Below are 16224 nucleotides of genomic sequence, written 5' to 3'. Positions count from 1 at the left end.
CGTGCCGCGGGGCCCGGAGGGGCGGGGTGGCGGTCAGGCCTTGCCGACGAGCTCGTAGCCGGCCTCGTCGACGGCCGCGCGGACCGCTTCCTCGTCCAGCGCGGCGGCGGAGACCACGGTCACCTTGCCGGTGGCCGCCACCGCCTGGACCGAGCTGACGCCCGCGAGCTCGCTGATCTCGCTGGACACGGCGCCCTCGCAGTGGCCGCACGTCATGCCCTTCACGTCGAACACCGTGGTGACGGAGTCGGTCTGCGAGGTCTGGGCGTTGGCGGTCATGTCGTTCTCCTCGGTGAAGGTGTGGACGTGGTGGACGTCTGCGCACGCGTGGGGTCCCGTTGGTTCCAGGGAACCCCTGACGTGCTTCACACTATACCCCTAGGGGGTACTCATCCAAGGGGGGTGCCACTCCTGTTTCAGCCGTCCCTGCGGGTGCGGTTGCCGGGGCGTGAGGCGACCCAGGCGCGGATGGTGTCGGCGTACCAGTAGGGCTTGCCGCCCTCGACGTGGTCGGGCTCGGGCAGCAGACCGTGTTTGCGGTAGGAGCGCACGGTGTCGGGCTGGACCCGGATGTGCGCCGCGATGTCCTTGTACGACCAGAGCCTTCGGTCGGTCATGGTGGCTCCTCCCTGTGCGCGCCCAGGGCGGCCGGTACGGCCGACGGGGGAGCTGGGCACGGCACTGGCGATCACTCAGCCTGTGCCCCGTGAACGACGCAGAGTGACCGCGCGGGCGCCTCTGTCGACTGGCTGTGACGCAAGACCCGCGTACACGGGACATGTGTGACAGAAAAGGGGTGTTTATGACGGAAGTGTCGCCGGTGAGGGGCGTGGACGTGGGGCGTGTCGGGGGCGCGTGATGACGGGTAGTGGTGTCAGCGGCGTCTCGCTCTCGCGAACACCGTCGGTGTCAGCGGCGGCGTTCCGCCTTCGCGAACACCGTCCGCTGTCCCGGCGGGCGCGGCGCGAGGACCAGGCTCGTCTGCTCGCCCGCCAGCCGCGCCGCGGACGGCGGCCCGCTGTGCGCCGGGAGCGGCGCGGCCCCGGCGAGCGCGAACCGGCGCGGGGTGCAGCCCGTCATCGCCTTGAACTCGCCGCTGAGGTGCGCCTGGTCGTAGAAGCCGCAGAGCGCCGCCGTCTCCGCCTGGCCGCGGCCCGCGGCGAGCAGTCGGCGCGCGTGCTGCAGGCGCAGGATCCGGCCCGCCGCCTTCGGGCCGACGCCGATCTGTTCGCGGAACCGGTTCTCCAGCTGCCGCACGCTCCAGCCGACCTCCTCCGCGATCCGCGCCACGGACGCCCGGCCCCGGCGGCGCACCAGCGCGTCCCAGGCCCGCACGATCCGCGGCGAGCACGGCGGCCCGTCATCGGACCAGCGCGTGAGGACGTCGTCGAGGAAGCCGAAGCGGTCGCTCCAGCGGGGCAGCGAGCCGAGCGCCGACGCGAGGTCCCCGACCCGGTCCCAGCGGCCCCGCCCGGCCCCGGCCCGGGCGCCGAGCGCGTCCGGGTCCAGGGCGCGCTCGGCCAGCTCGTGCTGCTCCGTGGCGAGGAGCGTGAACGAGGCCCACGGCGTCAGCAGCACCTCGACGCCCGCGAGCCGCCCGTCGTGCTCACCGATCACCGGCCGCGTGGTGAGCCCGGAGACCACCGAGACCAGGGACACCGGCGGGCGCGCGGAGCCCGTGAGGCCCCGGATGCGCAGCCGGTCGCCGAAGCCGAGCAGCAACGTGACGGCACCGATGGGCACTTCGAGCCGCCGCCGGGGCGTGCCGAGGGCGAGCCGGAAGCCGCGATAGCTGATGACGCCGGGCCGCAGCCGGGGGTGCGGCCGCGCCAGGGCGACCTCCCAGAGACCATCGGGCCCGTGCAGGGAGCGCACCGCGGTGTGCGTACGTGCGTCGTACCAGCGGCCCGCGCTCATCCGACCTCCCGCTCGTCGTCGACCCGGCCGCGCCCCGTAAGGGGCGCGGGGAACTGCGCGCTCAGCCTCCACGGACCCGCAGGGAGAACCGCCGCCCGTCAAAGCGAAGCGTCACGCTCCGCAGGAGCGCAGGAACGACCGCGTCCGCCGGGCGATCGGCAGCGGCTTGTCCGGCTCGCACGGATACATGTCCTGCTCGACGATGGCGAAGAGATCGACGTCCAGCTTCGCCGCCGCCGCGAGCACGGGTTCGAGCGCGGGCACCCCGGTCGGCGGCTCACACATCACGCCACGCGCGACGGCGGGGCCGAACGGCATGTCCTGCGCCCGCACTTCGGCGAGCACCGCCGGATCGACCTGCTTGAGATGCAGATAGCCGAGGCGCTCGCCGTACGTCTCGATGAGCTTGACGCTGTCGCCGCCGCAGTAGGCGTAGTGCCCGGTGTCCAGGCACAGCGAGACCAGGTCGGGGTCCGTCCCGTCCAGGAAGCGGGTGACGTTCTCCTCGGTGTCGATGTGGGTGTCGGCGTGCGGGTGGACGACGATCGTCAGGCCGTACCGCTCGCGCACCTCGCGGCCCAGGCGCTCGGTCTGGGTGGTCAGGTGCCGCCACTGCTCCGGGGTGAGGGAGGAGTCCTCCAGGACCTCGCCGGTCTTGTCGTCCCGCCAGAAGGACGGGATGACGACCAGGTGCCGCGCGCCCGTGGCCCGGGTCAGCTCGGCGATGGCCGAGACGTGGTCCCAGGTCTTCTCCCAGACGTCCGGGCCGTGGTGCAGGCCCGTGAAGACCGTCCCCGCGGACACCTTCAGGCCCCGGCGCTCCGTCTCGGCGGTCAGCCGCGCCGGGTCGGTCGGCAGATAGCCGTACGGGCCCAGCTCGATCCACTCGTAACCGGAGTCGGCGACCTCGTCCAGGAAGCGCGTCCAGGGGACCTGCTGGGGATCTTCGGGGAACCACACGCCCCACGAGTCGGGGGCCGAGCCGACGCGCATGCGGGACAAAGCCGACGATGGGGTCAAGGAGGTCTTCGCCATGGGCGTCAGCCTCCACGGCGGCCGAGAAGAGTGTCAAGGAGTAGTCCGAATGTAAGGACAAAATGTTGACAGGGCTCCTGGGACGGGATTAGACCTGGGGGAGGCGACAGGCTGCCTCCAGGAAGGGATGTGCAGGGTGAGCGATCCGAACACCGGTCCGTACGACCCGTACGACGTCATCACGATGGGCCGGATCGGGGTGGACCTCTACCCCCTGCAGACCGGGGTGCCGCTCTCCGAGGTCACGACCTTCGGGAAGTTCCTCGGCGGCTCGGCCACGAACGTGGCGGTCGCGGCGGCGCGCCTCGGACGGCGTGTGGGCGTCGTCACGCGGACGGGACAGGACCCCTTCGGCACGTATCTGCGGAAGCAGTTGCGGGAGTTCGGCGTCGACGACCGGTGGGTCGGCGAGGTCGCCGGTCTCCCCACGCCCGTGACGTTCTGCGAGATCTTCCCGCCCGACGACTTCCCGCTGTACTTCTACCGTCAGCCCAAGGCGCCCGACCTGGAGCTCGCCGCGGCCGACCTCGACCTCGACGCGATCGCCGAGGCCAGCATCTTCTGGATGACCGGGACCGGGCTCTGCGCGGAGCCGAGCCGGACAGCGACCGTCGCCGCGCTCGGGGCGCGCTCCGGCGGTATCACCGTCTTCGACCTCGACTGGCGGCCCATGTTCTGGAGCGACCCCGACGAGGCACGGCCGCACTACGCCACCGCGCTGCGGCACGCGAGCGTCGCCGTCGGCAACGTGGACGAGGTGGAGATCGCCACGGGCGTGCGGGAGCCGCGGGCCGCGGCGGGCGCGCTGCTCGCGGCCGGGGTCGAGCTGGCCGTGGTCAAGCAGGGGCCCAAGGGGGTGCTCGCCATGAACCAGGCGGGGGACACCGTCGAGGTGCCGCCGCTGCCGGTGACCGTCCTCAACGGGCTCGGGGCCGGGGACGCGTTCGGCGGGGCGCTGTGTCATGGGCTGCTCGCCGGGTGGGAGTTGGAGCGGGTGATCCGGTACGCCAACGCGGCGGGAGCGATTGTCGCCTCTCGCCTTGAGTGCTCGTCGGCGATGCCGTACGCCGACGAGGTCGACGCCGCATTGGCTGCGGGGGCCGTCCTGTGAACCGTTGGCCCAGGAGCACCCGGAACCGTGGGCTGTGCCCACCCTTTCCCAAGCTCTCGGCTTCGCTCGAGCAGGGGAGACCCCTGTCGCCCTGCGGCACGATTGCCCACAGCGGTAAAGGGGTAGTTGCGTGAATGCTGTGGATGTGGCCCAGCTCGTGCGGACCCGGGTGCGGGAGCCCGAGGCCATCGCCGAGGCCGCTGCCAAGCGCAGGCGGCGGGAGTTGGTCGGCGACTCCGGGCGGCTGATGATCATCGCGGCCGATCATCCGGCACGGGGTGCCCTCGGCGTCGGGAGCGACCCGATGGCCATGGCCGACCGCGCCGATCTCCTCGAACGGCTCTGCCTCGCCCTCTCGCGCCCCGGCGTGGACGGCGTCCTCGCCACCGCCGACATCCTGGACGACCTGCTCCTGCTCGGCGCCCTGGAAGGCAAGGTCGTCATGGGCTCCATGAACCGGGGCGGCCTCGCCGGCGCCGCGTTCGAGCTGGACGACCGCTTCACCGGCTACCGCCCCCGGGACCTCCGCCGCCTCGGCTTCGACGCGGGCAAGCTGCTCCTCCGCGTCGACTACGCCGACCCCGGCTCCCTCACCACCCTGGAGGCCACCGCCCGCGCCGTGGACGCCATGGCCGCGCGCCGCCTGCCCGTCTTCGTCGAGCCGTTCCTGTGCCGCAGGTCCGACGACGGTGTGCTGCGCAACGACCTGAGCGCGGCGGCCGTCACCCGGTCCATCGCCATCGCCGCGGGACTCGGCGGCACCTCCGCGTACACCTGGCTGAAGGTCCCCGTCACCGAGAACCCCGACGACATGGCCCGCGTCATGGAGACCTCGACGCTGCCCGCCGTGCTGCTCGGCGGCGACCTCGCGGGCGACGCGGACGCCGCGTACGAGAAGTGGCGCGGCGCCCTGCGCCTGCCCACCGTGCAGGGCCTGGTCGCGGGCCGGACGCTGCTCTACCCGGCGGACGGCGATGTCGCGGGCGCCGTCGACACCGCGGTCGGCCTGCTGTAGCCGTGACGTACGCAATCAGGAGGAGCCCCGCATGACGTACGTACCAAAAGGAAGTGCGGCCGACGACACCTACGCCGTCGCCATCGACCCGAAAACCGCAGGGTGGGCGCATGCCGGGCTGCGTGTCGTCGAGATTCCGGCCGGTGGGACGCACTCCTTCGCCACCGGTGAGAGTGAATGGATCGTGCTCCCGCTGACCGGCGGCTGTACGGTGCACGCGGAGGGCGAGATCATCGAACTCCTGGGCCGCGAGAGCGTGTTCAGCGGAGCCACCGACTTCGCTTACGTTCCCCGTGACGCCCACATCCAGATCGCCTCCGGCGTGGGAGGCCGCTTCGCCCTGGCAGGAGCGAAGTGCGAGCGCCGACTCCCCGCCCGCTACGGCCCCGCGCCGGAGGTCCCCGTCGAAGCGCGCGGCAGCGGAAGCTGCGCGCGCCAGGTCCGCAACTTCGCGTCCGCGGACGCCTTCGACTGCGACCGTCTCATCGCCGTGGAGGTGATCACGCCGGGCGGCAACTGGTCCTCGTACCCGCCGCACAAGCACGACGAGCACCGGCCCGGTGTGGAGTCGGTCCTCGAAGAGATCTACTACTTCGAGATCGAGGGCGAGCACGGCTTCGGCTACCAGCGGGTCTCTCCCTCGCGGGAGGGCGGCACCGACGTGCTCGCCGAGGTGCGCTCCGGTGACGCGGTGCTCGTGCCCGACGGCTGGCACGGTCCTTCCATCGCCCAGCCGGGGCACACCATGTACTACCTGAACGTCATGGCGGGACCGGGCGACGAACGGGAGTGGAAGATCTGCTTCCACCCCGACCACACGGAGGGTTACCGATGAGCGAGACGCAGGGGGGCACGCGCGGCGCGCCCGGCACGATCCGGCTCACGACGGCCCAGGCCCTGGTGCGCTTCCTGGCCCGGCAGTTCACCGAGCGGGACGGCGAGCGCCGCCGCCTCATCGGCGCGACCTGGGGCATCTTCGGGCACGGCAACGTGGCCGGACTCGGCCAGGCGCTCGTGGAGTACGGCGAGCGGATGCCGTTCCACCAGGGGCGCAACGAACAGTCCATGGTGCACGCGGCGGTCGGGTACGCCCGGCAGTGCGGACGGCTCTCCACCCACGCCGTCACGACGTCCATCGGACCCGGCGCCACCAACCTCGTCACGGGCGCCGCGCTCGCGACGGTCAACCACCTGCCGGTGCTCCTGCTGCCCGGCGACACCTTCGCGACCCGCCCCGCCGACCCGGTCCTCCAGCAGCTCGAAGTGCCGTACGCGGGCGACGTGTCCGTGAACGACTGCCTGCGGCCCGTCTCGCGCTACTTCGACCGGATCACCCGCCCCGAGGCGCTGATCCCGGCCGCGCTCCAGGCGATGCGGGTGCTCACCGACCCCGTCGACACGGGCGCGGTGACCCTCGCGCTGCCGCAGGACGCGCAGGCGGAGGCCTTCGACTGGCCGGAGGAGTTCTTCGTCGAGCGGGTGTGGTCCGTGCGCCGCCAGGCCCCCGACCCCGCCGAACTCGCCGCCGCCGCGAGCCTGGTGCGGGGCAGCGACCGACCCCTGATCGTCGCGGGCGGCGGCGTCCACCACAGCGCCGCCGAGCAGGCGCTCGCCGACCTCGCCGCCGCCACCGGCATCCCCGTCGCCTCGACCCAGGCCGGCAAGGGCTCGCTGCGCCACGACCACCCCGCCGACGTCGGCGGCATCGGCCACACCGGCACCGCGACCGCCGACGAACTGGCGCGCACCGCCGACCTCGTGATCGGCGTCGGCACCCGCTACACCGACTTCACCACCGCGTCCGGCACCCTCTTCACCGCCCCCGGCGTGCGCTTCCTCAACCTCAACGTGGCCGCGTTCGACGCCCACAAGATGGCGGGCGCCACCGTCGTCGCCGACGCCCGCGCCGCCCTCGAAGGGCTGCGGGACATGCTGGCGGGCCATCGCGTCGACCCCGCGTACGCGGGGGAGTACGGCGACGACAAGGAGCGCTGGGAGCACCGTGTCGACGCGGCCTACGCGGCGGACGAGCCCGATGTGCGGCCCACCCAGGCGCAGGTGCTCGGCCTGCTCGACGAGCTGGTCACCGACGCCGACGTCCTCATCAACGCGGCCGGTTCGCTCCCCGGCGACCTGCACAAGCTGTGGCGGGCGCGCTCGCCCCGGCAGTACCACGTGGAGTACGGCTACTCCTGCATGGGCTACGAGATCCCGGCCGCGATCGGCGTCTCGCTCGCCTCGCCCGAGCGGCCCGTGTGGGCGCTCGTCGGCGACGGGACGTATCTGATGATGCCCACCGAGATCGTCACGGCCGTGCAGGAGAACATCCCGATCAAGGTCGTGATCCTGCAGAACCACGGGTACGCCTCCATCGGGGGCCTCTCGGAGTCCGTGGGCGGCGAGCGCTTCGGCACCGCCTACCGCCACCGGGCGTCCGACGGCACCTACACGGGTGCCCCGCTGCCCGTCGACCTCGCCGCCAACGCGGCCTCGCTCGGACTGCCGGTGCGGCGCGCGAAGACCGTCCGCGACCTGCGCGAGGCCCTGCGCGAAGCACGCGAAGCGGACGGCCCCACATGTGTCTACGTGGAGACGGAAACGGCAGACACAGTGTCGGGCCCGCCCCCCGCACAGGCGTGGTGGGATGTGCCCGTGGCCGAGACCGCGACGCGTCCGTCGGCGGTCAAGGCACGCGAGGAGTACGACCGGCACGTGTCCGCCCGGCGCCGCCATCTGTGAAGGGATATCTCGGCATGACGAGCATGACGAAGACCGTCGACCACTGGATCGGCGGCAAGACCGTCGAGGGTGCGTCCGGTACGTACGGCCCCGTCACCGACCCGGCGACCGGTGCCGTGACGACCCGCGTCGCCTTCGCCTCGGTGGACGAGGTGGACGCGGCCGTGGCCGCCGCGAAGGCCGCGTACACGACCTGGGGCCAGTCCTCGCTCGCGCAGCGCACCTCGGTCCTGTTCAAGTTCCGGGCGCTGCTCGACGCGCACCGCGACGAGATCGCCGAGCTGATCACCGCCGAGCACGGCAAGGTGCACTCCGACGCCCTCGGCGAGGTCGCCCGCGGCCTGGAGGTCGTCGACCTGGCGTGCGGCATCAACGTGCAGCTCAAGGGCGAGCTGTCCACGCAGGTCGCGAGCCGCGTGGACGTCTCCTCGATCCGCCAGCCGCTCGGCGTCGTCGCGGGCATCACGCCCTTCAACTTCCCCGCCATGGTGCCGATGTGGATGTTCCCGCTCGCCATCGCGTGCGGCAACACCTTCGTCCTGAAGCCCAGCGAGAAGGACCCGTCGGCGTCGATGCGCGTCGCGGAGCTGCTCGCCGAGGCCGGTCTGCCGGACGGTGTGTTCAACGTCGTGCACGGCGACAAGGTGGCCGTGGACCGCCTCCTGGAGCACCCGGACGTCGCGGCCGTGTCCTTCGTGGGCTCCACCCCGATCGCCCGCTACATCCACACCACCGCCTCCGCCAACGGCAAGCGCGTCCAGGCGCTCGGCGGCGCCAAGAACCACATGCTGGTCCTGCCGGACGCCGACCTGGACGCGGCCGCCGACGCCGCCGTCTCGGCCGCGTACGGCTCGGCGGGCGAGCGCTGCATGGCCATCTCGGCGGTCGTGGCGGTCGGCGCGGTCGGCGACGAGCTCGTCGCGAAGATCAAGGAGCGCGCCGAGAAGATCAAGATCGGCCCCGGCGACGACCCGGCCTCCGAGATGGGCCCGCTCATCACCGCCGCCCACCGCGACAAGGTCGCGTCGTACGTGACGGGCGCCGCCGCGCAGGGCAGCGAGGTCGTTCTGGACGGCACCGGCTACACCGTCGAGGGCTACGAGGACGGCCACTGGATCGGGCTCTCGCTGCTCGACCGGGTGCCGGTGACGGCGGACGCGTACAAGGACGAGATCTTCGGCCCGGTCCTGTGCGTGCTGCGCGTGGAGACGTACGAGGAGGGCCTCGCCCTCATCAACGCCTCGCCGTTCGGCAACGGCACCGCGATCTTCACCCGGGACGGCGGCGCCGCGCGGCGCTTCCAGCTGGAGGTGGAGGCGGGCATGGTCGGCGTGAACGTGCCGATCCCGGTGCCGGTGGGCTACCACTCCTTCGGCGGCTGGAAGGACTCGCTCTTCGGCGACCACCACATCTACGGCAACGACGGGACGCACTTCTACACCCGCGGCAAGGTCGTCACGACCCGCTGGCCGGACCCGTCGGACGCCCCGGCGGGGGTCGACCTGGGGTTCCCGCGTAACCACTGAGTGCCCGAGCGCACCGAACGAGACCGTCCGCACTGCGGACGGTCTCGTTTATTTTTCGGTGCTCGGCTGCGGTTCCCGCACTGATCGCTCAAATCGGGTGAGGAAGGTGATTCACGAGTTTGACCTTGTTATTGAAGGTGTGGTGATGAAGTGGCTGGCCAGTGTCACCTACTAGTCGCCAACGTCTGGGATTCAATGGTGAGTTGATGATCGCTTGAGCTGCGGATTCCGTAGGTAATCGGCCATTGACGTTCTCCTTACGCCGGGGTTTCCATGACGGCTCTGCCTCCCCTTTGGTACGAGCCGATCGGAACCGCCGTATGACCGAAACGCTTCACACGCCGCCGCCCGAGTCCGCGGTCATCGGGCCGGTCACCGCGCCCGCGCAGGAACCGGACAAGGCGCCGCGCCAGCTGAAGCGTTCCATCGGCGTCGTCGGCGGCACCCTGCTCACGCTGTCCTGCGTCACCCCCGCCTCCACGCTGTTCGTGGTCGTGCCCGACCTGTTCTCCACGCTCGGCACCGCCACCGCCCTCACCATCGCCATCGGCGCGCTCCTGTGCGTGGGCGTCGCGTTCTGCTACTCGGAGCTGGGCACCCTCATCCCCAGCGCGGGCGGCGAGTACGCGATGGTTTCGACGATGGCCGGACGGCTCGCGGGCTGGCTCGTCTTCGTCCTCTCCCTGCTCGTCGTGATGATCGTGCCGCCCGTCATCGCCATGGGCACGGCCGACTACCTCGCGCCCGTCGTCCACCTCGACCCGTCCTACGCGGGCGCCGCCGTGATGCTCCTCGCCACCCTCGCGGGCCTGCTCGACCTGCGCGCGAACGCCTGGATCACCGGGATCTTCCTGGTTCTGGAGGTGGTCGCGGCGGGCGTCGTCGCGGTGCTCGGGTTCGCGCACACCGAGCGGGGGGTCTCCAGCCTCACCGACCTCAGCGTGGCGGCGGGCTCCGGCTCCGGCGACGGCACGAAGACCGTCACCGCGATGCTGATCGTCTCCGGGCTCGCCATCGCCCTCTTCGTCACCCAGGGCTTCTCCACCGCCGTCTACCTCTCCGAGGAGATGGAGAACCCGCGCAAGAACGTCGCCCGCACCGTCCTGCTCACCCTCGGCATCTCTGCGGTCGTGCTCCTCGTGCCGGTCGCCGCCATCACCATGGGCGCCCCGGACCTCGCCGCCCTCACCAGCGGCGACATCAGCGGCATGGTCGCCGCCTGGTCCAGCTCCGGCGTCGGCACCTTCATCAGCCTGTGCGTGGCCCTCGCCATCATCAACGCGGGCATCGTGATGGTCATCCAGAACTCCCGGGTCCTGTTCGCCTCCGCTCGGGACAAGGCGTGGCCCGCACCCGTGAACAAGGTCCTCGCACGGCTCGGCGGCCGCTTCGGCTCGCCCTGGGTCGCCACGCTCCTCGTGGGCGTGCCCGGAGCCGCGCTCTGCTTCGTCAACCTGGACACCCTCTACGGCGTGACCGGGGTCTCCGTGACGGGCATGTACCTGCTGGTCGCCGTGGCCGCGCTGCTCGCCCGGCGCGGGAGCCACCGGCACGCGCCCGCCTGGCGGATGCCGCTGTGGCCCGGGGTGCCGGTGGTGCTCGTCGCGGTGCTCGCGTACGTGCTGAGCCGGCAGGAGACGGCGTACCTGCTGTGGACCGGCGGGATCGTGGGCGTGGCGACGCTGTACTGGCTGCTCTATCTGCGTCCGCGCAGGGACAGCCGGTGGCTGGTGACGCTCCCGGAGGACGTGCGGGAGTAGGACCGGCCCCGTGCCGTCACGCCCGCCGCAGCCGCCGCTCCACCGCGTCCCAGTCCTCCGGGTCGACCGCCGCGGAAGGATCGGCGGCCAGCAGGTCCTGGTCCTTGAAGCCGCTGGACGTGGACACGCACACCACGGGCCCTTCCTCCGGGCGGCCGAGCTGCCGGAGCCCGGCGAGGCCCGCGGCGGCGGACAGCTCCGCCCACACCCCGTTTCGGGCCAGCTCCGCGCGGGCGGCGGCCAGCTCCGCGTCGGTGACGAGGACAGCGCCCCCCTCGCTCTCCCGGACGGCGACGACCCCGCGATACCCGCCGACGGGGCAGGCGATGGCGTACGCGGCGGTGGGCCCGAGCGGGACGTGCGCCGCGGGCACCCCGTCCCGCACGGCCGCGGCGAGCGGCCCCCCGGCGGCGGGCTCGCACCCGTACAACCGGGGCACCGCCTCCGCGTGCCCGAGCCGCACCAGCTCGGCGAACCCCTTCCAGAGGCCGAACAGCATCTCTCCGTAGCCGGTGGGCACGAACACCGCGCGCGGGACGGTGCCGAGGTCGGTGAAGATCTCGTAGGCGAGGGTCTTGTAGCCCTCGGGCCCGAAGCCGTGCCCGGTGTGCGCGGCGGGCGTGAGGTTGCTGACGGGGTGGTAGCCGGTCCGCTCGACGATCCGGCGCAGCAGCGGCCACCGCTGCTCGGCGGGCACCGGAAGGACGGCGGCCCCGTACCCGCGCAGGAACGCGTCGACGGCGGGCGGCACCTCCGCCGAGGTGACGACGGCGCACCGCAGCCCGGCCCGCGCGGCGTACGCGGCCGCCGAGGCGCCGTGGTTGCCGGACGAGGCGACGACGACGCCCGCCGCGCCCGCGCCGACGGCCGCGCTCACCGTGATCCGGTTCAGCCGGTCCTTGTGGCTCCACGTCGGGTTGCGGGACTCGTCCTTGATCCACACGTCGTCCGCGAGGGGCAGCAGCGGAGTACCGCCCTCCGCGAGCCCGGGGGCGTGCAGGGGCGGCAGCAGCGGCGCCCAGCGCTCGTGCCCGCGCGGCCGAGCGGCGGCCGTCGCGAAGAGGTCGGCGGGCACCTTGTCGTAGGCGTAGTCGACCTCTACGGGGTACGCGACGGACTCCGTGCTCGTGACCGGGCAGCCCTCGGTGAGCGGCGGCCACAGCGGGAACCGGACGTCGGGGTCGCCGAGCGAGCGCTGGCCGACGGCCAGGGAGTCCGAGGGGGCAGCGAGCGGAGATGTCATAGGTCAACAGGGTAGGCGCCCCTGACAGTTGGAGGGCAGGGGCCGCGCCCTACCGCGTCGGTGGTACGCCGGGGGGCCGCCGTACTTCCCGGGGAGGCGTCCGGGTTCCGACCGGTGGGGGCATTGGTTGTCGGCGGGTCCCCGTACGGTTGACGCCATGGATCTACGACGGCCCAAGGCCGGAGCCTGGAAGGCCGCGCTGCGCGGGCCGCGGCGTCTTTTCGCCGCCGGGGCCGCCTTTGTGGTGCTCGCCGGGGCGGGTACGTGGACGGCGTTGGCGTCGGACGAGAGCCCCAGTGTGCGGCGCTCGGACCAGACGCTCGCCATGGGCAAGGGGGCCGACGGCCACGAGGTGCGGATCGACACGTCGTACTTCACGGCGGGCGACCCCGACGCCAAGCGGCCCGCCGTCCTCATCGGCCACGGCTTCGGCGGCAGCAAGAGCGACGTGCGCGACCAGGCCGAGAAGCTGGCCCGCGAGGGCTACGCGGTCATGACCTGGTCCGCCCGCGGCTTCGGCAGGTCCACCGGACGGATCGGCCTGAACGACCCCAAGGGCGAGGTCGCCGACGTCTCCCGGCTCATCGATTGGCTGGCGAAGCGCCCCGAGGTGCGCCTGGACAAGGCGGGCGACCCGCGCGTGGGCGTCACCGGCGCCTCGTACGGCGGCGCGGCGGCCCTGCTCGCCGCCGGGTACGACCAGCGGGTCGACGCCATCGCCCCGGTCATCACGTACTGGAACCTGGCGGACGCGCTGTTCCCGCAGGGCGTGTTCAAGAAGCTGTGGGCCGGGATGTTCCTCAGCGCGGGCGGCGGCTGCGACCGGTTCGAGAAGCGGCTGTGCGAGATGTACGACCGGGTGGCGGTGGCCGGGAAGCCGGACGCGAAGGCGCGCGAGCTGCTGTCCGCGCGCAGCCCCTCCGCCGTCGGCGACCGCATCAAGGTGCCCGCGCTGATCGTGCAGGGCCAGACCGACTCGCTGTTCACCCTGAACCAGTCCGACGCCATGGCCCGGGCGATCCGCGGCAACCACGCCCCCGTCTCGGTCGACTGGATCGCGGGCGGGCACGACGGCGGCGACATGGAGACCGACCGGGTCGAGGGCCGCGTCGGCACGTGGTTCGACCGCTATCTGAAGGACGACAAGGCCGTCGACACCGGGCCCGCCTTCCGCGTCACGCGCACCGGCGGCATCGACTCCACGGACGGCGCGGCCACCCTGCGCGGCGCGAGCGACGACCGCTACCCGGGCCTGGCGAGCGGCGTGCGCGAAGTGCCGCTCGCCGGGCGCCCGCAGACCTTCGACAACCCCGCGGGCGCGTCCCCGCCCGCCGTGTCCGCGCTGCCCGGCATCGGCTCGGCCGCCGGTGGCGGCGGCCGGGGCGGCGGCGGCCTCGCCCAGCTCTCCTCGCTCGGCATCGGCGTCTCCCTCGACTTCCCGGGCCAGTACGCGGCGTTCGAGTCGAAGCCGGTCTCCAAGGACCTGCGCGTCACCGGCGCGCCCACCGTGCGGGCGCACGTGAAGTCCGACAGCGAGGACACGGTCCTGTTCGGGAAGGTGTATGACGTCGGGCCCGGCGGCGACCAGCGGGTCCTGCCCGCCCAGCTCGTCGCCCCCGTGCGGGTGCCCGGTGCCGTCGACGGCGCGGACGTCGACCTGACGCTGCCCGCCGTCGACCACGAGCTGAAGAAGGGCCACCGGCTGCGCCTCGTGCTCGCCTCGACCGACCTCGGCTATGCCTCACCGGCCCGCCCCGCCGCGTACACGGTGTCGCTGAAGAGCGGCCTGAAGGTCCCGACCGCCCCGGGCGTGGAGACCGCCGCCGCGCCGCTGCCCGCCTGGGTGTGGTGGCTGCCGGTCACCGGCGCCGTGCTCGCGGTGGCCCTCCTCGCCCTCGGCCGCAGGCGCACCACGGCGCCCGCGCCCGACCCGGCGCTCGCCGAGGTCCCGCTCCAGATCACGGACCTGAGCAAGCGGTACGCGAAGTCCAGCGACCGGTACGCGGTCAAGGACCTGTCCTTCCGTGTCGAGAAGGGCCAGGTCCTCGGCCTCCTCGGGCCGAACGGCGCGGGCAAGACGACGACCCTGCGCATGCTCATGGGCCTCATCCGCCCCGACGCGGGCGAGATCCGCGTCTTCGGCCGCGCGATCAGGCCCGGCGCGCCCGTCCTGTCCCGGGTCGGCGCGTTCGTCGAGGGCGCGGGATTCCTGCCGCACCTCTCCGGCCGGGAGAACCTGGAGCTGTACTGGGCGGCCACCGGACGCCCCGCCGATGACGCCCACCTCGACGAGGCCCTGGAGATCGCCGGGCTCGGCGACGCCCTCGCCCGCGCCGTGCGGACGTACTCCCAGGGCATGCGGCAGCGCCTCGCCATCGCCCAGGCCATGCTCGGCCTGCCGGACCTGCTCATCCTCGACGAGCCGACCAACGGCCTCGACCCGCCCCAGATCCGCGAGATGCGCGAGGTGATGATCCGGTACGCCGAGGGCGGGCGCACCGTCATCGTCTCCAGCCACCTCCTCGCCGAGGTCGAGCAGTCCTGCACGCACCTCGTCGTCATGGACCGCGGCCGCCTCGTCCAGGCGGGCCCCGTCGACGAGATCGTCGGCTCCGGGGACACGCTGCTCGTCGGCCTCGCCGCCGACGTCGCGGACCCGCTGGTGGAGAAGGTGGCGTCGCTGCCGGGCGTGGCGTCGGCGACGCGCGCCGACGGCGGGCTCCTGGTGCGCCTCGAAGGAGCGGGCACCGGGGACGGCTCCCCGGCGTCCCGGCTGCTCGTCGAACTCGTCCGCCTGGAGGTCCCCGTGGAGTCCGTCGGACCGCACCGCCGCCTGGAGGACGCGTTCCTGACCCTGATCGGAGGCACCGCATGACGGCGACCGAGAGCACCCCGGACGCGCCGGACGCGGACGTGGCGGACGTGGCGACCGCGCTCGACCCGGTGGCCGCGGCCCCCGGGGACGGCCCCGCCGAGCGCGCCACCGCACCCGGATACCGCGCGGGGCGCACCCTGCCCCTGCGCGTCGAGGCGATCCGCCAGCTGAAGCGGCGGCGCACCCTGGTGATGGGCGGCATCCTCGCCCTGCTGCCGTTCGTGCTGTGGATCGCCTTCACCGTCGCCGGATCACCGGGCGGGCGGAACGACCAGGTCACCCTCATGGACACGGCCACGGCGTCCGGCGTGAACTTCGCCGCGACCTGCCTGTTCGTGTCCGCCGGGTTCCTGCTCGTGATCCCCGTCGCGCTGTTCTGCGGGGACACCGTCGCCTCCGAGGCGGGCTGGTCCAGCCTGCGCTATCTGCTCGCGGCACCCGTGCCGCGCGCCCGGCTCCTGTGGTCCAAGCTCGCCGTGGCGCTCGGCCTGAGCGCCGCCGCGATGCTGCTGCTCCCGGTGGTCGCGCTCGCGGTGGGCGCGGCGGCGTACGGCTGGGGGCCGCTGGAGATCCCGACCGGCGGCACGCTCGACGCGGGCACGGCCGCGCGGCGCCTCGCGATCGTCGTGGCGTACGTCTTCGTGTCCCAACTGGTCACCGCGGGCCTCGCCTTCTGGCTGTCGACGAAGACCGACGCCCCCCTCGGCGCGGTCGGCGGCGCCGTCGGCCTCACCATCGCCGGGAACGTCCTGGACGCCGTGACGGCCCTCGGCAGCTGGCGCGACTTCCTGCCCGCGCACTGGCAGTTCGCCTGGGCGGACGTGTTCCAGCCGACACCGGAGTGGGGCGGCATGATCCAGGGCTCGGCGATCTCCGTGACGTACGCCCTGGTGCTCTTCGCGCTCGCGTTCCGCGGGTTCTCGCGGAAGGACGTGGTGTCCTAGGGCCCGTCGGACAGGCCCTGGGCCCGTCCGACGGATCGGCCCGGCCGCGGCTGCGGAGC

At 72.9% G+C, this 16224-nt stretch carries 13 protein-coding genes; 8 read left to right on the top strand and 5 right to left on the bottom strand.

Features of this window, described 5'->3' with window-relative positions; all coding sequences use genetic code 11:
• Window positions 1-33: 33 nt before the first annotated feature.
• The 4 genes from OO63_RS12005 to OO63_RS11990 form a co-directional block, all read right to left on the bottom strand.
• Entirely contained in the window at window positions 34-279 is a 246-nt protein-coding gene (locus OO63_RS12005; protein ID WP_030359943.1) for a heavy-metal-associated domain-containing protein, read from the bottom strand.
• Between the two features lie 137 nt (window positions 280-416).
• A complete protein-coding gene (locus tag OO63_RS12000) occupies window positions 417-617 on the bottom strand; it encodes a helix-turn-helix transcriptional regulator (RefSeq protein WP_030359942.1) in 201 nt (66 codons plus the stop codon).
• A 292-nt stretch (window positions 618-909) separates the two neighbouring features.
• Window positions 910-1917: a helix-turn-helix domain-containing protein gene (locus OO63_RS11995; protein ID WP_030359941.1), complete on the bottom strand. Its 1008-nt coding sequence runs from the start codon at window positions 1915-1917 to the stop codon at window positions 910-912.
• 111 nt (window positions 1918-2028) lie between these two features.
• Window positions 2029-2952: a sugar phosphate isomerase/epimerase family protein gene (locus tag OO63_RS11990; RefSeq protein ID WP_078619087.1), complete on the bottom strand. Its 924-nt coding sequence runs from the start codon at window positions 2950-2952 to the stop codon at window positions 2029-2031.
• A 136-nt stretch (window positions 2953-3088) separates the two neighbouring features.
• Between OO63_RS11990 and iolC the strand changes: the two genes are divergently transcribed.
• From iolC to OO63_RS11960, 6 genes are all read left to right on the top strand, one after another.
• Window positions 3089-4063 (top strand): 5-dehydro-2-deoxygluconokinase, encoded by a 975-nt coding sequence (iolC, locus tag OO63_RS11985; protein WP_267885478.1) that lies wholly within the window; start codon window positions 3089-3091, stop codon window positions 4061-4063.
• A 139-nt stretch (window positions 4064-4202) separates the two neighbouring features.
• Complete coding sequence (locus OO63_RS11980; protein WP_087884174.1) at window positions 4203-5078, top strand: Cgl0159 family (beta/alpha)8-fold protein; 876 nt, start codon at window positions 4203-4205, stop codon at window positions 5076-5078.
• A gap of 31 nt (window positions 5079-5109) precedes the next feature.
• The gene (gene iolB, locus OO63_RS11975; RefSeq protein ID WP_030359937.1) at window positions 5110-5913 is read left to right on the top strand and encodes a 5-deoxy-glucuronate isomerase; all 804 of its coding nucleotides are present in this window, start codon (window positions 5110-5112) and stop codon (window positions 5911-5913) included.
• Window positions 5910-7817, top strand: coding sequence for a 3D-(3,5/4)-trihydroxycyclohexane-1,2-dione acylhydrolase (decyclizing) (gene iolD, locus OO63_RS11970; RefSeq protein ID WP_051810776.1), 1908 nt, complete (start codon window positions 5910-5912; stop codon window positions 7815-7817). The genes iolB and iolD overlap by 4 nt, the downstream gene beginning before the upstream one ends.
• Window positions 7818-7840: 23 nt before the next feature.
• Window positions 7841-9343: a CoA-acylating methylmalonate-semialdehyde dehydrogenase gene (gene mmsA / locus OO63_RS11965; protein WP_030359935.1), complete on the top strand. Its 1503-nt coding sequence runs from the start codon at window positions 7841-7843 to the stop codon at window positions 9341-9343.
• Between the two features lie 320 nt (window positions 9344-9663).
• Complete coding sequence (locus OO63_RS11960) at window positions 9664-11103, top strand: APC family permease (RefSeq protein WP_030359934.1); 1440 nt, start codon at window positions 9664-9666, stop codon at window positions 11101-11103.
• 16 nt (window positions 11104-11119) lie between these two features.
• On the opposite strand, the gene OO63_RS11955 is transcribed toward OO63_RS11960, so the two are convergent.
• The gene (locus OO63_RS11955) at window positions 11120-12346 is read right to left on the bottom strand and encodes a threonine synthase (protein ID WP_030359933.1); all 1227 of its coding nucleotides are present in this window, start codon (window positions 12344-12346) and stop codon (window positions 11120-11122) included.
• Window positions 12347-12503: 157 nt separating this feature from the next.
• On the opposite strand from OO63_RS11955, the gene OO63_RS11950 reads away from it, so the two are divergent.
• Together OO63_RS11950 and OO63_RS11945 are read left to right on the top strand one after the other, a co-directional pair.
• Complete coding sequence (locus OO63_RS11950; protein ID WP_031192599.1) at window positions 12504-15221, top strand: alpha/beta fold hydrolase; 2718 nt, start codon at window positions 12504-12506, stop codon at window positions 15219-15221.
• Complete coding sequence (locus OO63_RS11945) at window positions 15218-16165, top strand: ABC transporter permease (protein ID WP_234311260.1); 948 nt, start codon at window positions 15218-15220, stop codon at window positions 16163-16165. The genes OO63_RS11950 and OO63_RS11945 overlap by 4 nt, the downstream gene beginning before the upstream one ends.
• Window positions 16166-16224: the final 59 nt, after the last annotated feature.

This window comes from Streptomyces alboflavus, assembly GCF_000716675.1.
Taxonomy (GTDB): domain Bacteria; phylum Actinomycetota; class Actinomycetes; order Streptomycetales; family Streptomycetaceae; genus Streptomyces; species Streptomyces alboflavus.
The sequence above is the reverse complement of the archived record's forward strand: the minus strand, read 5'-3'. Positions and strand labels throughout refer to the sequence as shown.

What these genes read in the sequence shown, in the direction of transcription:
- OO63_RS12000 (WP_030359942.1), bottom strand. Translation starts at nt 617, where the DNA reads ATGACCGACCGAAGGCTCTGGTCGTACAAGGACATCGCGGCGCACATC.
- OO63_RS11995 (WP_030359941.1), bottom strand. Translation starts at nt 1,917, where the DNA reads ATGAGCGCGGGCCGCTGGTACGACGCACGTACGCACACCGCGGTGCGC.
- iolB (WP_030359937.1), top strand. Translation starts at nt 5,110, where the DNA reads ATGACGTACGTACCAAAAGGAAGTGCGGCCGACGACACCTACGCCGTC.
- OO63_RS11945 (WP_234311260.1), top strand. Translation starts at nt 15,218, where the DNA reads ATGACGGCGACCGAGAGCACCCCGGACGCGCCGGACGCGGACGTGGCG.
- OO63_RS11960 (WP_030359934.1), top strand. Translation starts at nt 9,664, where the DNA reads ATGACCGAAACGCTTCACACGCCGCCGCCCGAGTCCGCGGTCATCGGG.
- mmsA (WP_030359935.1), top strand. Translation starts at nt 7,841, where the DNA reads ATGACGAAGACCGTCGACCACTGGATCGGCGGCAAGACCGTCGAGGGT.
- OO63_RS11950 (WP_031192599.1), top strand. Translation starts at nt 12,504, where the DNA reads ATGGATCTACGACGGCCCAAGGCCGGAGCCTGGAAGGCCGCGCTGCGC.
- OO63_RS12005 (WP_030359943.1), bottom strand. Translation starts at nt 279, where the DNA reads ATGACCGCCAACGCCCAGACCTCGCAGACCGACTCCGTCACCACGGTG.
- OO63_RS11955 (WP_030359933.1), bottom strand. Translation starts at nt 12,346, where the DNA reads ATGACATCTCCGCTCGCTGCCCCCTCGGACTCCCTGGCCGTCGGCCAG.
- iolD (WP_051810776.1), top strand. Translation starts at nt 5,910, where the DNA reads ATGAGCGAGACGCAGGGGGGCACGCGCGGCGCGCCCGGCACGATCCGG.
- OO63_RS11990 (WP_078619087.1), bottom strand. Translation starts at nt 2,952, where the DNA reads ATGGCGAAGACCTCCTTGACCCCATCGTCGGCTTTGTCCCGCATGCGC.